Below are 16,190 nucleotides of genomic sequence, written 5' to 3' on the forward strand. Positions count from 1 at the left end.
TATCTTTTTCTTACTTATATAGAACGGTATACGCCGGGCCGTTATTACGCGATCGTCACTTCGAGATCGAGATATACGTCCTGAATGGCGTTGAGCAGGGCTATGCCTTCGTCCATGGGCCGCTGGAAAGCCTTGCGGCCGCTGATGAGACCCATGCCGCCGGCGCGTTTGTTCACCACGGCCGTCATGACGGCCTCCTGCAGATCGGACGCGCCGTGCGACTTGCGCAAATGATCGAGCAGACGCGCCTTGTCCGCCTCGGACAGCGCATCGTCTTCACTCGCTTTCTGGACGCCCGCTGCCTGCAGCTGTTCGAGCAGCACACCAGCAGGCATTTTCAGTTCCGCGGCAAATTGGGCTACGTTGTTACTCGCCATTCATTCCTCTTAGTGCAAGGACCGATTCCTTGCGGTTAGCATCGGGTCAGGCCTTCCGGCCGCCATCAAATCAGTGCGCCATGGTCATTTCTCACTGGAACCAGTGTTCACGTGCTTTCATGATCAACGCCTTAGCGGCATCCTCTTCCATTCCGGTCAGATCGACCAGTTCGTCCACCGCCAGTTCGGCGAGATCGTCGCGCGTCTGCACACCGTGTTCGGCCAGCTTCGAGAGCAGCTCCGGCGTGATGCCGTCGAGACTCTTCAGATCCAGCGCTGCGTTTTCGACCTTTTCTTCATTCGCAATCGCCATCGTCAACAGAGCGTCGCGCGCGCGGTTGCGCAGCTCGTGCACGGTATCCTCGTCGAATGCCTCGATTTCGAGCATTTCGTTGAGCGGCACGTAAGCGATCTCTTCCAGGCTCGTGAAGCCTTCGTCGATCAGGATGTCTGCGACTTCTTCGTCGACGTCGAGACGCGCCATGAACAGGGCGCGCAGCGTGTCGCGCTCCTCGTTCTGCTTCTGGGCGGACTCGTCCGGCGTCATGATGTTGATCTGCCAGCCGGTCAGCTCGCTGGCAAGACGCACGTTCTGGCCGCTACGGCCGATCGCGACGGCGAGTTCGTTCTCGTCGACGACCACGTCCATCGAGTGCTTCTCCTCGTCGACGACGATCGATTGGACGGCCGCCGGCGCGAGCGCGCCGATCACGAACTGGGCGGGATCTTCCGACCATAGCACGATGTCGACGTTTTCGCCACCGAGCTCGTTACGCACCGCCTGCACGCGCGAGCCGCGAATGCCGACGCATGTGCCGATCGGATCGATCCGCTTGTCGTAAGCGACCACGCCGATCTTCGCGCGCACGCCGGGATCACGCGCCGCCGCCTTGATCTCGAGCAGGCCCTGTTCGATTTCCGGCACTTCCATTTCGAAGAGCTTCATCAGGAATTCGGGCGCGGTGCGCGACAGCTCGATCTGCGGGCCGCGTGCAGTGCGGTCGACCTTCCCGATATAGGCGCGCACGCGATCGCCGACGCGCAGGTTTTCCTTCGGAATCAGCTGGTCGCGACGCAGCAGCGCTTCGACACGGCCCGATTCGACGATGAAATTGCCCTTGTCGAGGCGCTTCACCGTGCCGGTCATGATCTTTTCGCCGCGCTCGAGATAGTCGTTCAGGATCTGCTCGCGCTCCGCGTCGCGCACCCTCTGCAGGATCACCTGCTTCGCGGCCTGCGCGCCGATGCGGCCGAACTCGATCGACGGCACCGATTCCTCGATGTAGTCGCCGACTTCGACGTCCGGCTTCTGCTCGCGCGCCTCGAACAGCAGGATCTCGCGATCCGGCTCCTGCAGGACCGCCTCGTCCGGCACGACGAGCCAGCGACGGAAGGTCTCGTGCTCGCCGCTTTCGCGATCGATATGGACGCGGATCTCGGCGCCTTCGTCGAACAGCTTCTTGGAAGCCGATGCGAGTGCAGCCTCGAGGGCGCCCAGCACGACATCCTTGTCGACGTTTTTCTCGCGCGCCAGCGCATCCACCAGCATCAACACTTCGCGACTCATTATTTGCGGCTCCTAAAGTCAACGTGCGGAATCAGGCGGGCTTTGTCGATGTCTGCCAGCGTAAAGTCAAGCATGGCCGCCTCGCCCTTCTTCCTCTCAAATTCCAAACCGATCGTTTCGCCGTTCGGCGCATGCAGAATGCCCCGGTAGGTCTTTCGCCCATCCAGCGGCTTTTTCAAGGTCACGGAGACTTCGCTGCCGGCAAAGCGCTCGAAGTCGGCCAGCTTCCTCAACGGGCGGTCGAGCCCCGGGGACGAGACTTCGAGCCGTTCGTAATCGATGTTTTCGACCGTCAAGACGTGCTGGAGCTGACGCGTGACCTTCTCGCAATCTTCGAGCGAGATGCCGGCCGGCTGGTCGATGTAGACGCACAGCATGCCGCGTCCGGTGCGCTCGAGATCCACCAGCTCGTAGCCGAGTCCGGTGACCGTGGTTTCTATCAGTTCCGTCAGTTGCACAGTGCCCTCTCAGGTGTTCGCGCCCGCCGCTCGCGATTCACCCGCGGGCGCGCGCCTTAGCCGGCGCAGGAAGCGCTACCCGAGATGCCCAACCGTTTCAGCAAAAAAAAATGGGCGGAACGCCCATCTTCTACTGTTGGTCGCATCTGAGCCGCACAACAAATCCGTACGCCCAGCGACTTTGCGATTATAGCAATTTTTAGCGCAATCGCCAAGCGCTCGCCGCCAAAACCGACACCTCCGGCCGGTTTTGGCGACGAGTGCGGCATGATGCGCCGCACACAGCCTCGTCAGCGGCTGCGGGGACGATTGTTGCGCTGCGGACGCTGACCACCGCGCGCACCGCCGGCACCCGCGCCTTCCGCACGATTGCCGTTCGGGTTGCGGCCGGCGCCGCCCTTTCCGCCGCCGCGCTTGCCACCCGCACCATACGATGCGCGGTTGCCGTCAACATCACGGCCGCCAGCACGGTTTCCGTAGCCCGCCGATGCGCCAGGCAGGCCGTTACCGTACCCGCTCGGGCCCGCGAAGCCGCCCGGCGCGCCGCGCCGGGGGCCGCGTCGCGGCTGGTCGAGCTGGGCATGCGTCGTGAGCACCGGCTCGCGGCCGATGAATCCCATCGACGTCTGCATCGGATCCGGTTGACGCCGCTCGCCCTGACCGGCGCCGCGCTTGCCCTTCTCTTCGGTCGGCGCCTTCAGGCCCACCGCCGCCATCAGCTTGCGCACCTGCGTGTCGTCCAGCTCCTCCCAGCGACCGCGCTTCAGCCCGCGCGGCAGCGGAATCGGACCGTGCCGCGTACGGATCAGACGGCTCACCAGCAGGCCCACCGCCTCGAACATCCGGCGCACCTCGCGGTTGCGGCCTTCAGCCAGCGCGACGTGATACCAGTGATTCGTGCCCTCGCCGCCACCGTCCCGAATACGCAGGAAGTTCGCGGGGCCGTCGTCCAGCTCGACGCCATGCAGCAGCTTCTGTCGCGAGCTTTCCGACAGTTCGCCCACCACTCGCACCGCGTACTCGCGCTCGACGCTGTAGCGCGGATGCATGAAGCGGTTCGCCAGGTCGCCCGACGTCGTCAGCATCAGCAGACCTTCGGTATTGAAGTCGAGGCGGCCCACCGCAAGCCATTTGGCGGTCTTCATCGGCGGCAGCCGATCGAATACCGACGGACGGCCTTCCGGATCCGCATGACTGACAATCTCACCCGTCGGCTTGTGGTACAGCAGCACGCGCGGCGGCTTGTTCGGCAGCTTGCGCTTGACCGGCTTGCCGTTGATTCGCACCTGGTCGGTCGGCATGATGCGCTGGCCGATGTGTGCCGGCTCGCCATTCACCGATACGCGACCGGCAATGATGAGCTCTTCCATTTCGCGGCGCGAGCCCATGCCGGCCTCGGCCAGCACCTTGTGCAACTTCGGCGCATCGTCGTCCGGGGACAGCAAGCGCTTGGGCGCCTGGCTGCGGCCACGACGCAGCATCGGCGCACGCACGCCGCTGCCCGCTGCCGAGTTGTCCGCATCGAAGGCCGGGGACGTCACATAGGCGAACAGGTCGTCCTGCGTGGCATCGCCCGCGGCGCCTGCTGCACTCGCCGCACCGCCACGCTTGCCCTGGCCGCCTTGCTGGCCTTGCGCACCCTGGCGCGCCGCGCCTTCGCGCTTGCCCGCCGGCTTGCGGCCGCCCTTCGGCGCACCTTCCTTGCGTGGCGCGCGCGCCGGCTGCGCCTCAGCCGCCTCGGCGGGTGCCTGCGCACCCTCTTCGCCTTGCGGCGCACCATCGCCCTTGGTCTTGGCCGCCGCGCGGCGGCGGGCAATCAGGCTGCGCGGACCACGCCGCAAGCCGCGGCGAGGACGCTCATCGCCGCCCGCAGCCGGAGCGCCCTGCTCCGGCGCATCGTCAGCACGCGCCGCCTGCACGGCAGGCGCGGACGATTCAATATCGTGGATATCAGTCAAAACAACCTCAAAATGTCAGGTCTCGCGCCCGGCACGGGCGCGGCATGAAGTCGGCCGCGATCAGGCGCGACGCTGTTCGGGTTCTGCTTCGTCGTCCGGCAGCCCATCCGCGCCGGCCGGCGCGCTGGCGCTGCGCACGGCATCCGCGAGACTGTCGGACGTATCGTCCAGCGGGGCTCCGCCCGCAGGACGAATGCGGAAAGCGTCGGCATGCATCGCCTCGCCGGGGACGCCGCCATCCACTTCCGCTCCGCCGCCGGCTGCCGCTTCGGCGGCCGGCTCACGACCTTCTTCGTTCAACTCCACGTGCAGCAGTGTGGGCTGCATCGCGGCCGGCGACGATTCCGCGCCGGCATGTTCTATTTCACGCACTTCTGTCGTCAGCGTATCTCGGCAGGCCGATTCCTGCATCGCAGCGTCGCCGGCTGCGGCCTCCGCCGGCTCGCACACCGCGCCATCGGTATCGGCGAACGGTGCGAGTGCCTCTGCGGAGGCATCGTCCTCTCCGGACGCGCCCTCCATCCCATCGCCGCCAAATTCCATCGCCTGCTGCGCGAGTAGCGCGGACTCGATGTTCGCCGCCGGCTCTTCGAGCGCGGGCAAATCATCGAGCGCCTTCAGGCCGAGATCATCGAGAAATTGCCTGGTCGTGGCGTACAGCGCCGGACGCCCCGGCACGTCGCGATGACCGATCACCTCGATCCAGCCGCGATCCTCGAGCTGCTTGACCACCTGCGTGTTGACCGTGACACCGCGAATCTCCTCGATGTCGCCGCGCGTCACCGGCTGCCGGTACGCAATGATCGCCAGCGTCTCCAGCACCGCCCGCGAATACTTCGGTGGCTTTTCCGGATGCAGGCGATCGAGAAAACCGCGCATCGCCGGCTTGCTCTGAAAGCGCCAGCCGCTCGCCAGCGCCACCAGCTCGACGCCGCGACCGGACCAATCCTGTTTCAGATCTTCGAGCAGCGTGCGAACCGTGTCTGCCGACACACCGTCGGCAAAGAGCTTGCGCAAATCGCCGAGCTTCAGCGGTTCCTGCGCGCAGATCAAAGCAGTCTCGAGGACGATCTTCGCCTCTTGGGTATTCATGCAGCTAGGCCAGACCCTGTGGTCAAACGAACCGGATCAATAAACAGACGAAAGGAACTGAAGACGCGCTCGCCCGATTCTGATCGGTCATATTGATGGGAGCACGAACCGGGGGCGGCGAACCAACTTCAAGCCAGGCCCGACCCGGACGGGACAGCACGATCCAACGATGGAACCGCGTGACTGAGCGCCATCTTACGCAAAATTGCCGAGTGCGTAAAGATTAACGGAACCGGCCGTTTCGAGCCGCCTGCGCCAGTCCGAGGCGCCGAATCGCCGGGACGCCGCACTGGGCAGCGACCCGCGGCGCAGCCTCCCGCAGCGGGTCGCTGCCGCACCGTCAGTCGAGATCTTCCGCACGCGCCGGCATGAGCCGTGCGAGCTCCCAGACCGCCTGCGCGGCCGGCGACAGCGACCGATCGCGACGCCTCACCAGCTCGACAGTACGCTCGGCGCGCGGCGTAAGCGGACGCGCGACCAGCGACGAGCCCGCCGGCAACGGTAACGACAGCCACGGCAGCACGCTCACGCCGATGCCCGCTTCGACGAGCCCGAACACCGTCGCCGAATGCCCGAGTTCCTGCACGACCGACGCATTCACCCGCTGCGCGGCCAGCGCCGCATCGATCAGCGGACGGCTGCCCGACGCGTGATCGAGCAGCACGAGGCGCTCGCCGTTCAGCGCCGTCCACGGCACCTGCGCGTACGATGCGAGCGCATGGTCGGCCCGGGCGACGAGACAGAACGAATCGATCATCAACGGCTCGCAGACCAGGTCGGCAACATCGAGCGGCCCGATCACCACCCCGAAATCTACCTCGCTCGACTTTACCTTGCGCAGCACATCGCTCTGCACGTCGTCGCGCAGCCCAAGCGTGACGAACGGAAACTGCCGCTCGCTGGCCGCGACGACGCGCGGCATCAGCCGGCACGCGATCGTCGGACTCGCCGCAACGATCACACGCCCACGACGTTGCTCGCCGATCTCGCGAATCTCGCGCAGCGTATCGTCGAGATCGCCGAGCAAACGCGACACGCTCGCGATCAGGTTCGCCCCCACGTCGGTCAACTGCACGTCACGCGTCGTGCGGTCGATCAGCTTCAGCCCGAGCTCCGCTTCCAGTTCGCGTACACAGCGGCTCACAGCCGACTGCGTGAGTCCGATCTCCTCGCCGGCACGGCTGAAGCTCTTCAGTCGCGCGACCTCGATGAACACGCGAAGCTGACGCAGCGTGACGTTCATTGGCTTACCTCATCAATCCCGGATATCGATGCGCGATTCTAGTGCGTCAAACCGGTGCGTGCCGTTCATGTTTCGCTGCGGTGCAACAATCCCCCAAACGCACGAGACACGGGCGAATTGCACAAAATTGGTGATTGTCCTGATTTGCTGGCGGGTTATTTTGGCGTCTTATACGCCCCTAGCTGACGCAGCCGTCAGCTCGCTGCCAAGCGGCTTCCGGTGGGTTCGTCTCCAACGTGGCACGCTTCGTGCATTACCTGGCGCACAGGGCCGCAGGTTTCGTCTGACGGAACGCGCGATGTTCGCCATGGGAAACCTGACGCCCCCACCCGGCACTCGACGATCGAGTGCCTGAAGAGTGCGCGGCGCGGGGCAGCGCACCGGAGTTTGCTTCGCTGAGGTGAGGACATGATGCTGTTCGACGATTTGAGAGATAACGAATGGGCGCTGGTCGAGAGTCTGTTTTGCGCGGAGCCCGCTCGCAGTGAACGACGTGGACGCCCTCGAGTGGAAGCCCGCTCGGTCGTGAATGCCGTGCTGTCGGTGCTGTCGACCGGCGAAGGCTGGTCCAAACTGCCGGGCCGCTATCCGTCGCCGCCGACCTGCCGCCGCCGCTTCGACGAATGGCAAGCCGACGGCACGCTGACCGAGATCGTCAAGCGACTGGGGTCGAACGGCCGCCAAGTCTCGCTGCGCGGCCGCATCGGCGCGAGCGCGACCAAGCCGCCGGCACCGCCGAGCCGCGATCGCCTGCGCGGCGCGTTCTGGACCAACCCGGAATCCTGGCGCGCGCCCGTCAAGATGGCGTAAAGAACACGGCACCGGGCGACTTCAACCGCCCGGTGCCGCAGTGGCGACCGCTTCGCCATACCGCCGTGACGGCCGCGCGCCGCCGTCGTGTAGCGATACATCTATTTACCAATATTTACAGCAAGCCTGCACTCCCACGCTTACCTTAGCGACATAGCAACAGGCCGCGTCAACGGCTTGAAGGGAGCCCGCCATGAAACCAATGTCACTGCTCGCTGCATGCGGCATTGTCGTTTCAATGGCGTTCGCGCTGCCGACCCATGCGGACGACCGCACCCTGCCGCCACACGGGCAACAGGAACGCAAGGGCAAAGTGCATGCGCCCGATCCGCGCGACCGGCAGACGGTTCCCCGCGGCGATCTGCGCGGCGACATCGCGAGCAACGCGCGAGCCCGCATCGGCCTGCCTCCACCTGACGAGCCGCGCCATCGGTAAACGAAGGCACCCGAGCCACCCATTTCAACGGGCGCTACAGTCGAACGCGACATCGCCCTATATCAAAGAAAAATGTACGCGCCCGGGAACTGACCAGCGCACGGGAAGTCACATTGAACGCCATGAGCATGCGTGGCAGCAGCAGAAAGTATCCGGTATGCCCGTATCCTCGCGATACGGGCTTTTTTTCGCCCTGCTGACGAACCGGCGCGAACGCGATGCTAGAGGCGGCTTTCCAGAATCGCCACAGCGCTCGCTTCGCTCAGCACATAATCGTCCGCACGACGATCGACCCAGGCGGGCAGCTTCTCGTCACGCTCGAGGCGCGCGAACTCGGCGCGGCCGCTGTCCGTCAGCACGGCGATGTCGACGGGAGCATGAAATCCCGGGGCGGGCGCGACCGTCTTTTGCCTGATCGTGTCCATCAGCCCGAGCGACCGGAGATATTCGAATACGCCAGGGCGACGCGCCCACGGCACCTGGCGATACTGCACCCGCCTCAGCGCGTCGAGCACCGCTTCGTTGGAATACGTGGCCATCTCGATTCTTTCTTAAAGTGCAGCGACAATGCCAAGCGGCACGCCAGGCGGGGTCTCCGCCCGCTAGCGCCGCCACGCGAATCCGGAGAGCGAACGCTCGGCGTCGGATTGGAGCCGAATCGTCAGCCGTCCATAAAAAGACACCATACCCCAATCAAATTGATTCTGTTCAATTCATTTGCGCTTCTCTTTGTCGCCTTCATGTTCTGGCGCAAGCAGCGACGCACGATCGTGATCGTTGCCGGCGCACTTTTCTGGCTGCTCGCGACAGGCTGGCTGGCCGCGCCGCTCATCGCGTGGTCGCAGGCAGGCGTGACGCCAGTCGAACACCCGGCCATGCACGGACGGACCGCGCTGATCCTGCTCGGCGCAGGCACGCATCGCACCGGCGACGGGCGACTCGAACCGCCGTCCGACGGCTTCGCACGCATCCGCAAGACCATCGAGCTGTACCACACCTGCGCACACAGCGCCGAACGCTGCACGGTGATCGTGTCCGGCGGCGATCCGCAACATCACGGCGCAACCGAAGCCGAAACCTACGCGCCGCATCTCATCGCCGGCGGCATCCCACCAGACGATCTGATCCTCGAAACACGAAGCCGCACGACCTATGAAAACGCAAAGTTCACGTCCCCTATACTACGCTCGCGGCGTGAAGACGCGCAGATTCTCGTCACGTCGTCGTATCAGATGCGGCGCGCCCTGCTCGGCTTTCGTCACTTCGGCATCGAGCCACAGCCGGTTTTCGCGAATCGCCGCGACGCGCAGACAGGATGGCTGCCGCGCTGGCAGAACCTCGTCAATAGTGAGCGAGCGCTGCACGAATTGATCGGCATTGCGCAATTCCATGTCTACCGGCAGCTTGGATGGATGTAACGCGGCAGGCAACGGGTCGCTGTCGCGCAGCGGCGGGTGGCGAGCACATGACGAAAGCATGAAGTGTTGCGGAACTTCAACGCGGCGTTGCACGACGATGCGTTCAAATGCATCGATCCGTCACTTTTGCTACACTCGACACGCACTCGATTACGGTCGCCAGACGAAACGGCAACACTCGAAACGGCAATATTCGGGTTCATCACCACTTAGCGGAGATAAAGCAATGAAGAAGACGTCCCTGGCTATCCTGGTTGCGATGTCGGCGCTGGCTGGCGCAGCGTATGCGCAAGAGAGCACGGAAATCAAGACCATCACCGATCCGGCCAAGATCGCCGAGATCGAGCAGCGCGCCCAGGCACTGCAGCAGCAACAGGCTGCACAGGCCGCCGAGCCGGCGATGCACGAAGAAAAGCATCACGCGAAGAAAGCGGCTCATCACCATAAGGCCGCAAAGGCTGCGAAGAAGGCCGCCCCGGCCGAAGCAGCCAGCCAGTAATCGCGGCGGCACCGCACAGTCAAAAGCCGAATCCGGGTAGCCGGATTCGGCTTTTTCATTGCGGCGCAGGCGTGTGTGCTAAAGTCGCGCACCGAACATTTCCACCCCGTGCGCACCCCGGTGCGGAGGACAGTATGAGCAACATTCAACTCGACATCGAGTGGACCGAGGCCGCCACTCGCAAGATCAAGCAACTGATGCCGCGCGGCTCGGACGACGCGTTTCTCGCGCTGCCGCCGATCGAATGCCTGCCGATGGAGGGCGACGTGCTCTTCCTCGGCCCGCAAGGCAAGCAACAGCCGTTCATCGTAGCCGAGCGTCAATATCACCATGATGGCGACGCCGACTGGACGATCATCCTCATTCTCGACGTGCCCGACGCGTCGCACTGATGCACTTCGGTCGAGCGGCTCGCCGTTCGACCGCCCCTCCCTCAGGCCGACCGCCCCTCCCTCAGGCGAGGCGAGACAGCAGACGGATATCGGCGCCCCCGAAGCCGTCCGCGTCCGCTTTGCAACGGTCATCGTCGTCACCGCGATTGCCGCACGTTCGAATTCAGGGCGCCGAACTCCAAGCGGACGCACATTCGGCGACAGCTGCATCGGTCTGCCGCATATCACGGCGCACCAAAAAAATTGCCCGCGCTTCACGGGAAGCGCGGGCGAAACCGTCGCCCTACGAGGATAGGCGACGGGGCCATCGAGATCCGCGCCGATGCGCGGATCATCATCGGTTGCGCCAACGCTGGCCGCGCCGGCATTTCAATACGCCGAAACCGTTTGTCGCGCGTTCTCGACGCGCACCCCGTTTCTGACGTCATCTCCCTGTTCCAACCTTTCGCTATTAGCGAGCAGATTCCGTGCCAGGCGAGAAACTGCACGCACAGCATTGATTTTTAAAGAAAAATACTTTCAGAGCACGATATCACCCGTACTGTTCATCCCGTAACATGCGGATGTTACGTAACGCACACTGAGGATCGGCCCGCACGGAATCCACCATCGCTCGCGACGCTTGCGCGTCTATAAAAGCGTGCACTGCGGATGACCACGGAGCCCAGCAGAGATCCTAAGGAAGAGGTATTTCTCGTCGCGGTAGCCGCAAGTCTGCGGCTTGACAACATCCGATGGCGTGGCCGATCCGGTCGATGACACCGGTCATGAGCGGATAGCAGCAGCGGTCAGGATACGCCCAGTACGCTTGTCCGGCGTCGGCACTTCGGTCGATTTCGTGGGCAAGGCCGAGATTATCTTTCGGGAACACCACATCTCGGGGAGCCAGACAAAGCGGTTATACCGGCTTAATCAGGCTGCCGTCTCATCTCTACGATCAATTCAGACATATCATCCTGCCCGACACATCCTGCGCGCGCAGGCGGAAGCCGTGCTCGCGCAGATCGATCCCGATCAACGAAACCGCGCCCATGATGGCCTCCCAAAAGAACAATCCCCACTTAGCGTAGTCCGCTAAGTGGGGATCGGGCCGACCATCTCATCAACACCCCGAAGATCGGATCTGGTGCCCAACCTTTGGGGTGCAGTTCACGAAGCGGACGCCGTCGCGCATCCGACAGCGACGCCGGAATCAGTGCAACTGATTCACGAGCAGCCCCATGATCTGGCGAGCCGGCGCCGACGTGTCGATCGCACCCGCCTCATCGACGACTGCGACACGGGTCCGATCGGGGGTAAGCGCCTTGACGTTGACCCGATATTGCTTCGCCTGTTTCTCTTTCTTGCCGTGGAACAGCTGGCTCCAGAAGCCCTGTTCCGCCGAGCTGAGATCCTTCGGGTCGACATAACGCACAAAGTACAAACCCTTCGTGCGGTCGCGGTCGTCGACCGTGAAGTTCGCACGATCGAGCGCGAGACCGATATGCAGCCACGAGCGGTCATACGGCTCGCCGAGCGTCACTTCGGACGGCGTAGCGCCTGCGACGTCCGTTGCGTCCGACGCCCCCTGCGACACGCGCGCGACATTCTGGGCGGCGACTGCGGCCGCCGCCTTCGACGCCCCCTTCGCATCGCCCTTCTTGTCTTTTGCCGGTGCGCCGGCGCTGTCATCGACGTTCGCAATCGGCGGTTCGCCGTTTTTCGCGCGCAGTTCGTTCTGCGCGAGAACCGCCATCAGCCGCTTCAGATATTCGGCCTCGAGCGCCGGATCGTTCGGCTTGGCCTCCCACTTGCTCGACTCGTTGTTCTGGCCGGTCAGCGCTTCACGCATGCCCTTCTGGCTGATGAACACGTAGGTGCCGCCGTGCGGCGCGGCGTCGAGACGCGTACGGTACTTGTTACGTTCGGCCGTCACATACGAGTTGCCCATCGCCTTCGAGATCACACCGCGAATCAGGCCTTCGTTGATTTGCGGATGCGTTTCGTTCCAGTCGGTCTCCATCACACCCTTGTCGCGCTGGTCGACGACGAGCAGGAAACCCTGCTCCTGCCAGAAACGGCGAACCTGCGGCCAGATGTCGGCCGGCTTCCGGTTGTCGATGACGAGCCAGCTCTCGGTGCCTTCACGCTGGATATGCATGCCGGTCACGGCCGGCACGACGGCATCGGTCGACGGAGCCGCTTGCTGCACCTGCTGCAGCGTCGACAGGGAAGTCGCGCCGCCCTGCGGCGGCAGCGAGCGCTGATCGGCCGTCTCGTCGAGCATGTTGGGCGGCACTGCGAGCGAAACCTCCTTCGATTTCGAGTCGCTCTTGTAGTCCACTTTCGTGGGCGACGGCGAACTACAACCGGCAACGAGCGCACCGGTGGCGAGCACTGCAGCGAACCGCTTGGTAAGACGAAGATCAGTCATGTTCTGGGAACCCTCTTCCGCTAAATCACAGCGCTTTCCGTGGATCAACCGCGCATTTTACCGGCGCAGCGGCAGCCTGTGCAAAAAGCGGGCATGCCGCACGCCGCGATGTCTGCCGAGAACGCTCCGCTCTACGCGCGCGCAGGGCATCGGACATCGCGTCGTTCGGCCGGGAAGCGCGACATGCACAAATATGCATGCGACCCGTTCTAAACTGACAAACAGTCTGTTATACTCTCATGCTTTCGGGGCGTAGCGCAGCCTGGTAGCGTACCTGCATGGGGTGCAGGTGGTCGGAGGTTCAAATCCTCTCGCCCCGACCAAGTCAAATCAAGCACTTAGCTTGTTACGGAAGGCCGGCTTATGCCGGTCTTTTCGTTTTCCCTCTACTTTTTCCCCTACCGCGTCGTGTACTCACGGACCTTTCGGGCAGAGGCTCGGCTACAGCAGCACGCTGCAATCAAGTGCAAACACCGCGCGAACACGGTGGCTGGCATGGGTGCCAAAGGCTTTCCTACTACAACGAGCTCTACCGCAGCATCAGTCCTTCCAGATTTCCCGTTCCAAGCTGAACTGCTCGATCACGCCTTCGACAAGTTGCCTCTGATACCGTCGATTCGACCAGCTACAGACCATTGAACTTGCGTCAGGAGGGACTTTCCAACGCCCCGTCCGTCCGGCTAATACCCACCTTCAGCCCTATCCGCTCGCCCTCAACGAACCGTCGCTTCGACTCTCGCCTCCCGGCCAACTTCCCGGTGTCCGGCCGCCAGAACTGCAGCCGGTACACACGTCCGCGGCATTCGAAACACGGCGACTCTGCGCACCCAATACAGCGTGATAAAGCTGACCATCACCGCGATCCATTTTGCGGCAATATTGCCAAGCATCGGCGCCGCCACATGCACGATGCCCCCGGTCAGTAACGAGCCGAACCCGCAGCTTGCTGCGAACAGCAGCACTTCGCTGATCTGCCGGCGGCCGGTCGTGTCCGAACGGAACACGAAGCGGCGCGAAAGCGCGTAATTCACAACGCCGCCGATTAGGTACGCTATCCACGCCGACGTCCCGGCATCAATTTGCACGGCCGATGTCAGCACAAGGAATAGCGACCAGTCGGCCAGGAGCGACAGCGCGCTCGCGACGAAATAGCTGGAAAACATCATGTTTGCCCCCACTGGACGGTGCGGCTCGGGACTTCGCGTAGCCCCGAAGTGCCGGCTTGCGGTTCGCCACCGCTTTCGTGATATTCCGCGTCCTCGTTGACGGCCCAGACGTCGCGCAGCTTGTGCCCGGCGACGATGTTCTCGACGGTCAGCATCGCGGTCATCATCGCGTGATCCTGATTGTTGTACTTGTGCATCCCGTTGCGGCCGACGAGATGCAGGTTCGGATAGTGCTCGGCCAGATCCGCGCGGACCTGTACGACGATGTCGCGATAATCGTCGTCGTACACGGGGTACGCCTTCGGCTGACGAACGACGCGCGATCCGCGAATCTGGTCTCGTGTCGCAAGACCGATTTTCTCAAGTTCGCCGATCGCTAGCGCGGTAATGTCGGCATCGCTGCTTTCCCACATCGAATCGCCGTCAAAGCAGAAATATTCGAGCCCTAGGCAGCCGCCCGTCGCCGCGTCAGGCACCATTTCGGGCGACCACGATGCGAAGTTCTGGATGCGCCCGACCTTGACCGACGGGTCGTGGATGTAGATCCAGTTGTCCGTGAAGGTGGCGGGCCGGTCGAGTATCAGCGCGACCGTAATGAAGTCCCGATACTGCAGCCTCAATGCGGCAGCCGCGGATGACGGACGGGGCGAGATCGCGTTCAACGTTTCGCGCATCGGCGCGGTGCACACGACGTCACGCGCGCTGATGCGGTTCACCTGTCCGTCCGCGCCGACAGTTTCGACAAGCCAGCGCCGCGTGCCGCTGTCGTAGTGCATCGCGCCGGCCGCTTGCCCCATCATCAGCCGTCCGCCCTGATCCTGGAATTTCCGGGCGGCGGCTTCCCACAACATGCCGGGGCCGCGGCGCGGGTAATGGAAGGATTCGATCAGGGTCTTGACGTGGGTCTTGCGCGACTGGATGCCGAGCGAGCGCTTCACTGCGCTGACGATGGCGGTCGACAGGCTCAGGCCCTTGATGCGCTGCGCGGCCCAGTCGGCGGAAATCTCATCGCACGACATACCCCAGACCTTTTCGGTGTACGTCTTGAAGAAGATCGAGAACAGGCGCTCACCGAACTGGTTCGCGACCCATTGATGAAAGGACTTCGGGTTGTCGCAAGGCTTGACGCGGGCCGCGAGGTACGAAAGCACGCAGCGCGCGCTCTCGACGATGCCGAGATTCCGCAAGGCCTCGATGCCGTCGAGCGGGTAGCGGTAGAACTTGTTCCGGTAAAAGATGCGCGAGCTGCGCGGACGCTCGATGAAGTCGTCGGGGAGCAGTTCGTGCCACAGGGCGACGACGTCCGCAGACTTGGAGAAGAAGCGGTGTCCGCCGATGTCGAAGCAGTGGCCGTCGAACTGTTCGGTGCGACTGATGCCGCCGACGTAGTGGGGATCCTTCTCGACGAGCGCAACCGACAGATCGGTCTGCTTGGTCAGCAGGTAGCCGGCGGTGAGGCCGCCCGGCCCGGCGCCGATGACGAGTACGTCAACCGATTGATCCATGCTGTCACCCCGAGTTTCAAGTCGCTGGTCTATTGGCTGTCGTGTCTGCCGCTCCAGCTAGACGGCGAACTGCCATGTCGAACCGATGATTCGGATTGCCTGCTCAAACGCTATGCGCTCGCGCGTCGCGCGACGGGGAAGCGCCCCCTCTCCTGGAAGCCGGCGGTAGTACGGGCGTAGCACCCGTCGTGCGGGCTTGTTGCGCGCGCACGAGCGATGCGGCCTGATCCGCAGCCCTCGTCCTGATGCTGCGGCAGTCGTACAGCCAGACGGTATCCCCAGATCCGGGCGACCAGGTGTGGTGGGTCGACAACTCCGGGTAGTGCCGGTGCGACACGATGAAATCCAGCACCGGGTCGGCGCATACGTGCTGGACGCCTGCCCTGGTCAGCGGAACGTACGTATACTTGGATACGAATACGGTAGCCCCCCTGTTCGCGTTGTCGTCACCGCGCGGTCGGGCCGCATACGGGTCTTGTTTGATTCGTTCGAACCGCCGCACCGCCTCGAAGGTAGTCCGGCGGTGGAAGATCAGGCCAGCCGCCTGTATCGACGAGTAATAGCTCGACGTCCTCATCATCAGCCACGGATAGACGACTTCGTCCGGCGGGCCGTCCCAATAGACGATATCGCCGCGCGCGACCGTGCCTTTGAATGGCGTGACGTCCGCGCGGTCGGCGCCGGCTTCCATGATCTTGGCCGGTTCCGAGCGTTGGTCGATATTGACGAGACCGTATGCGGCCAATGTGGCCAGCACGACCGGAAGACCGATGATCGTGATCCGGTGACGCGACAGATTGAGCGCGGCAAGGAAGGCGGCGAGCATGATCACGAGTCGCGTATGGATCAGCGTTTC

General features: G+C 63.5%; 14 protein-coding genes, 1 tRNA gene and 2 pseudogenes. 6 read left to right on the forward strand and 11 right to left on the reverse strand.

The features are described 5' to 3' along the window. Positions 1-203: 203 nt before the first annotated feature. The 6 genes and pseudogenes from KH616_RS10745 to KH616_RS10770 form a co-directional block, all read right to left on the reverse strand. A pseudogene (locus KH616_RS10745) lies at positions 204-377 on the reverse strand (translation initiation factor IF-2 N-terminal domain-containing protein); the annotation flags it as partial. 91 nt (positions 378-468) lie between these two features. After that, positions 469-1,944, reverse strand: a complete 1,476-nt coding sequence (gene nusA / locus KH616_RS10750) for a transcription termination factor NusA (protein ID WP_292243925.1) — start codon at positions 1,942-1,944, stop codon at positions 469-471. Then, complete coding sequence (gene rimP / locus KH616_RS10755) at positions 1,944-2,402, reverse strand: ribosome maturation factor RimP (protein ID WP_292243926.1); 459 nt, start codon at positions 2,400-2,402, stop codon at positions 1,944-1,946. The genes nusA and rimP overlap by 1 nt, the downstream gene beginning before the upstream one ends. A gap of 290 nt (positions 2,403-2,692) precedes the next feature. Continuing rightward, positions 2,693-4,360, reverse strand: a complete 1,668-nt coding sequence (rluB, locus tag KH616_RS10760; RefSeq protein WP_292243928.1) for a 23S rRNA pseudouridine(2605) synthase RluB — start codon at positions 4,358-4,360, stop codon at positions 2,693-2,695. A 60-nt stretch (positions 4,361-4,420) separates the two neighbouring features. Beyond that, positions 4,421-5,452, reverse strand: a complete 1,032-nt coding sequence (scpB, locus tag KH616_RS10765; protein WP_292243930.1) for an SMC-Scp complex subunit ScpB — start codon at positions 5,450-5,452, stop codon at positions 4,421-4,423. Positions 5,453-5,792: 340 nt separating this feature from the next. Further along, on the reverse strand, positions 5,793-6,695 hold the full coding sequence (locus KH616_RS10770; RefSeq protein WP_292243931.1) for a LysR family transcriptional regulator: 903 nt from the start codon (positions 6,693-6,695) through the stop codon (positions 5,793-5,795). 411 nt (positions 6,696-7,106) lie between these two features. Between KH616_RS10770 and KH616_RS10775 the strand changes: the two genes are divergently transcribed. Further along, entirely contained in the window at positions 7,107-7,505 is a 399-nt protein-coding gene (locus tag KH616_RS10775) for a transposase (protein WP_292243944.1), read from the forward strand. 193 nt (positions 7,506-7,698) lie between these two features. Next, the gene (locus tag KH616_RS10780; protein ID WP_292243932.1) at positions 7,699-7,941 is read left to right on the forward strand and encodes a hypothetical protein; all 243 of its coding nucleotides are present in this window, start codon (positions 7,699-7,701) and stop codon (positions 7,939-7,941) included. A gap of 221 nt (positions 7,942-8,162) precedes the next feature. Here the strand turns inward: KH616_RS10780 and KH616_RS10785 are convergent, their stop codons facing one another. Further along, a complete protein-coding gene (locus KH616_RS10785) occupies positions 8,163-8,480 on the reverse strand; it encodes a hypothetical protein (RefSeq protein WP_292243933.1) in 318 nt (105 codons plus the stop codon). Positions 8,481-8,639: 159 nt separating this feature from the next. Between KH616_RS10785 and KH616_RS10790 the strand changes: the two genes are divergently transcribed. The 3 genes from KH616_RS10790 to KH616_RS10800 all read left to right on the forward strand — a co-directional run bounded on the left by KH616_RS10790 (position 8,640) and on the right by KH616_RS10800 (position 10,250). After that, positions 8,640-9,359, forward strand: coding sequence for a YdcF family protein (locus KH616_RS10790; RefSeq protein ID WP_292243935.1), 720 nt, complete (start codon positions 8,640-8,642; stop codon positions 9,357-9,359). 226 nt (positions 9,360-9,585) lie between these two features. Then, entirely contained in the window at positions 9,586-9,858 is a 273-nt protein-coding gene (locus KH616_RS10795) for a hypothetical protein (protein WP_292243937.1), read from the forward strand. A 134-nt stretch (positions 9,859-9,992) separates the two neighbouring features. Continuing rightward, positions 9,993-10,250: a DNA-binding protein gene (locus tag KH616_RS10800; RefSeq protein WP_292243938.1), complete on the forward strand. Its 258-nt coding sequence runs from the start codon at positions 9,993-9,995 to the stop codon at positions 10,248-10,250. A gap of 1,192 nt (positions 10,251-11,442) precedes the next feature. Here the strand turns inward: KH616_RS10800 and bamC are convergent. Next, on the reverse strand, positions 11,443-12,663 hold the full coding sequence (gene bamC / locus KH616_RS10805; protein ID WP_292243939.1) for an outer membrane protein assembly factor BamC: 1,221 nt from the start codon (positions 12,661-12,663) through the stop codon (positions 11,443-11,445). A 246-nt stretch (positions 12,664-12,909) separates the two neighbouring features. Here bamC and KH616_RS10810 point away from each other — a divergent pair. Beyond that, positions 12,910-12,986, forward strand: a tRNA-Pro gene (locus tag KH616_RS10810). A 390-nt stretch (positions 12,987-13,376) separates the two neighbouring features. On the opposite strand, the gene KH616_RS10815 is transcribed toward KH616_RS10810, so the two are convergent. The 3 genes and pseudogenes from KH616_RS10815 to KH616_RS10825 all read right to left on the reverse strand — a co-directional run. Then, positions 13,377-13,829 carry a GtrA family protein gene (locus tag KH616_RS10815; protein WP_292243941.1) on the reverse strand — a complete coding sequence of 151 codons (453 nt, stop codon included), beginning with the start codon at positions 13,827-13,829 and terminating at the stop codon, positions 13,377-13,379. Beyond that, positions 13,826-15,334 carry an NAD(P)/FAD-dependent oxidoreductase gene (locus KH616_RS10820; RefSeq protein ID WP_292243943.1) on the reverse strand — a complete coding sequence of 503 codons (1,509 nt, stop codon included), beginning with the start codon at positions 15,332-15,334 and terminating at the stop codon, positions 13,826-13,828. Before KH616_RS10820 ends, KH616_RS10815 begins: the two co-directional genes overlap by 4 nt. A 103-nt stretch (positions 15,335-15,437) precedes the next feature. Further along, positions 15,438-16,190 (reverse strand): annotated as a pseudogene (locus KH616_RS10825) (hypothetical protein); the annotation flags it as partial.

The sequence above is a fragment of the Burkholderia sp. genome, assembly GCF_018375725.1.
Classification (GTDB): domain Bacteria; phylum Pseudomonadota; class Gammaproteobacteria; order Burkholderiales; family Burkholderiaceae; genus Burkholderia.

Bases quoted from the DNA above. Each gene is read 5' to 3' on its own strand.
- bamC (WP_292243939.1), bottom strand. From the start codon at position 12,663: ATGACTGATCTTCGTCTTACCAAGCGGTTCGCTGCAGTGCTCGCCACC.
- KH616_RS10800 (WP_292243938.1), top strand. From the start codon at position 9,993: ATGAGCAACATTCAACTCGACATCGAGTGGACCGAGGCCGCCACTCGC.
- KH616_RS10815 (WP_292243941.1), bottom strand. From the start codon at position 13,829: ATGATGTTTTCCAGCTATTTCGTCGCGAGCGCGCTGTCGCTCCTGGCC.
- KH616_RS10775 (WP_292243944.1), top strand. From the start codon at position 7,107: ATGCTGTTCGACGATTTGAGAGATAACGAATGGGCGCTGGTCGAGAGT.
- KH616_RS10820 (WP_292243943.1), bottom strand. From the start codon at position 15,334: ATGGATCAATCGGTTGACGTACTCGTCATCGGCGCCGGGCCGGGCGGC.
- scpB (WP_292243930.1), bottom strand. From the start codon at position 5,452: ATGAATACCCAAGAGGCGAAGATCGTCCTCGAGACTGCTTTGATCTGC.
- KH616_RS10780 (WP_292243932.1), top strand. From the start codon at position 7,699: ATGAAACCAATGTCACTGCTCGCTGCATGCGGCATTGTCGTTTCAATG.
- KH616_RS10795 (WP_292243937.1), top strand. From the start codon at position 9,586: ATGAAGAAGACGTCCCTGGCTATCCTGGTTGCGATGTCGGCGCTGGCT.
- KH616_RS10785 (WP_292243933.1), bottom strand. From the start codon at position 8,480: ATGGCCACGTATTCCAACGAAGCGGTGCTCGACGCGCTGAGGCGGGTG.
- KH616_RS10770 (WP_292243931.1), bottom strand. From the start codon at position 6,695: ATGAACGTCACGCTGCGTCAGCTTCGCGTGTTCATCGAGGTCGCGCGA.
- nusA (WP_292243925.1), bottom strand. From the start codon at position 1,944: ATGAGTCGCGAAGTGTTGATGCTGGTGGATGCGCTGGCGCGCGAGAAA.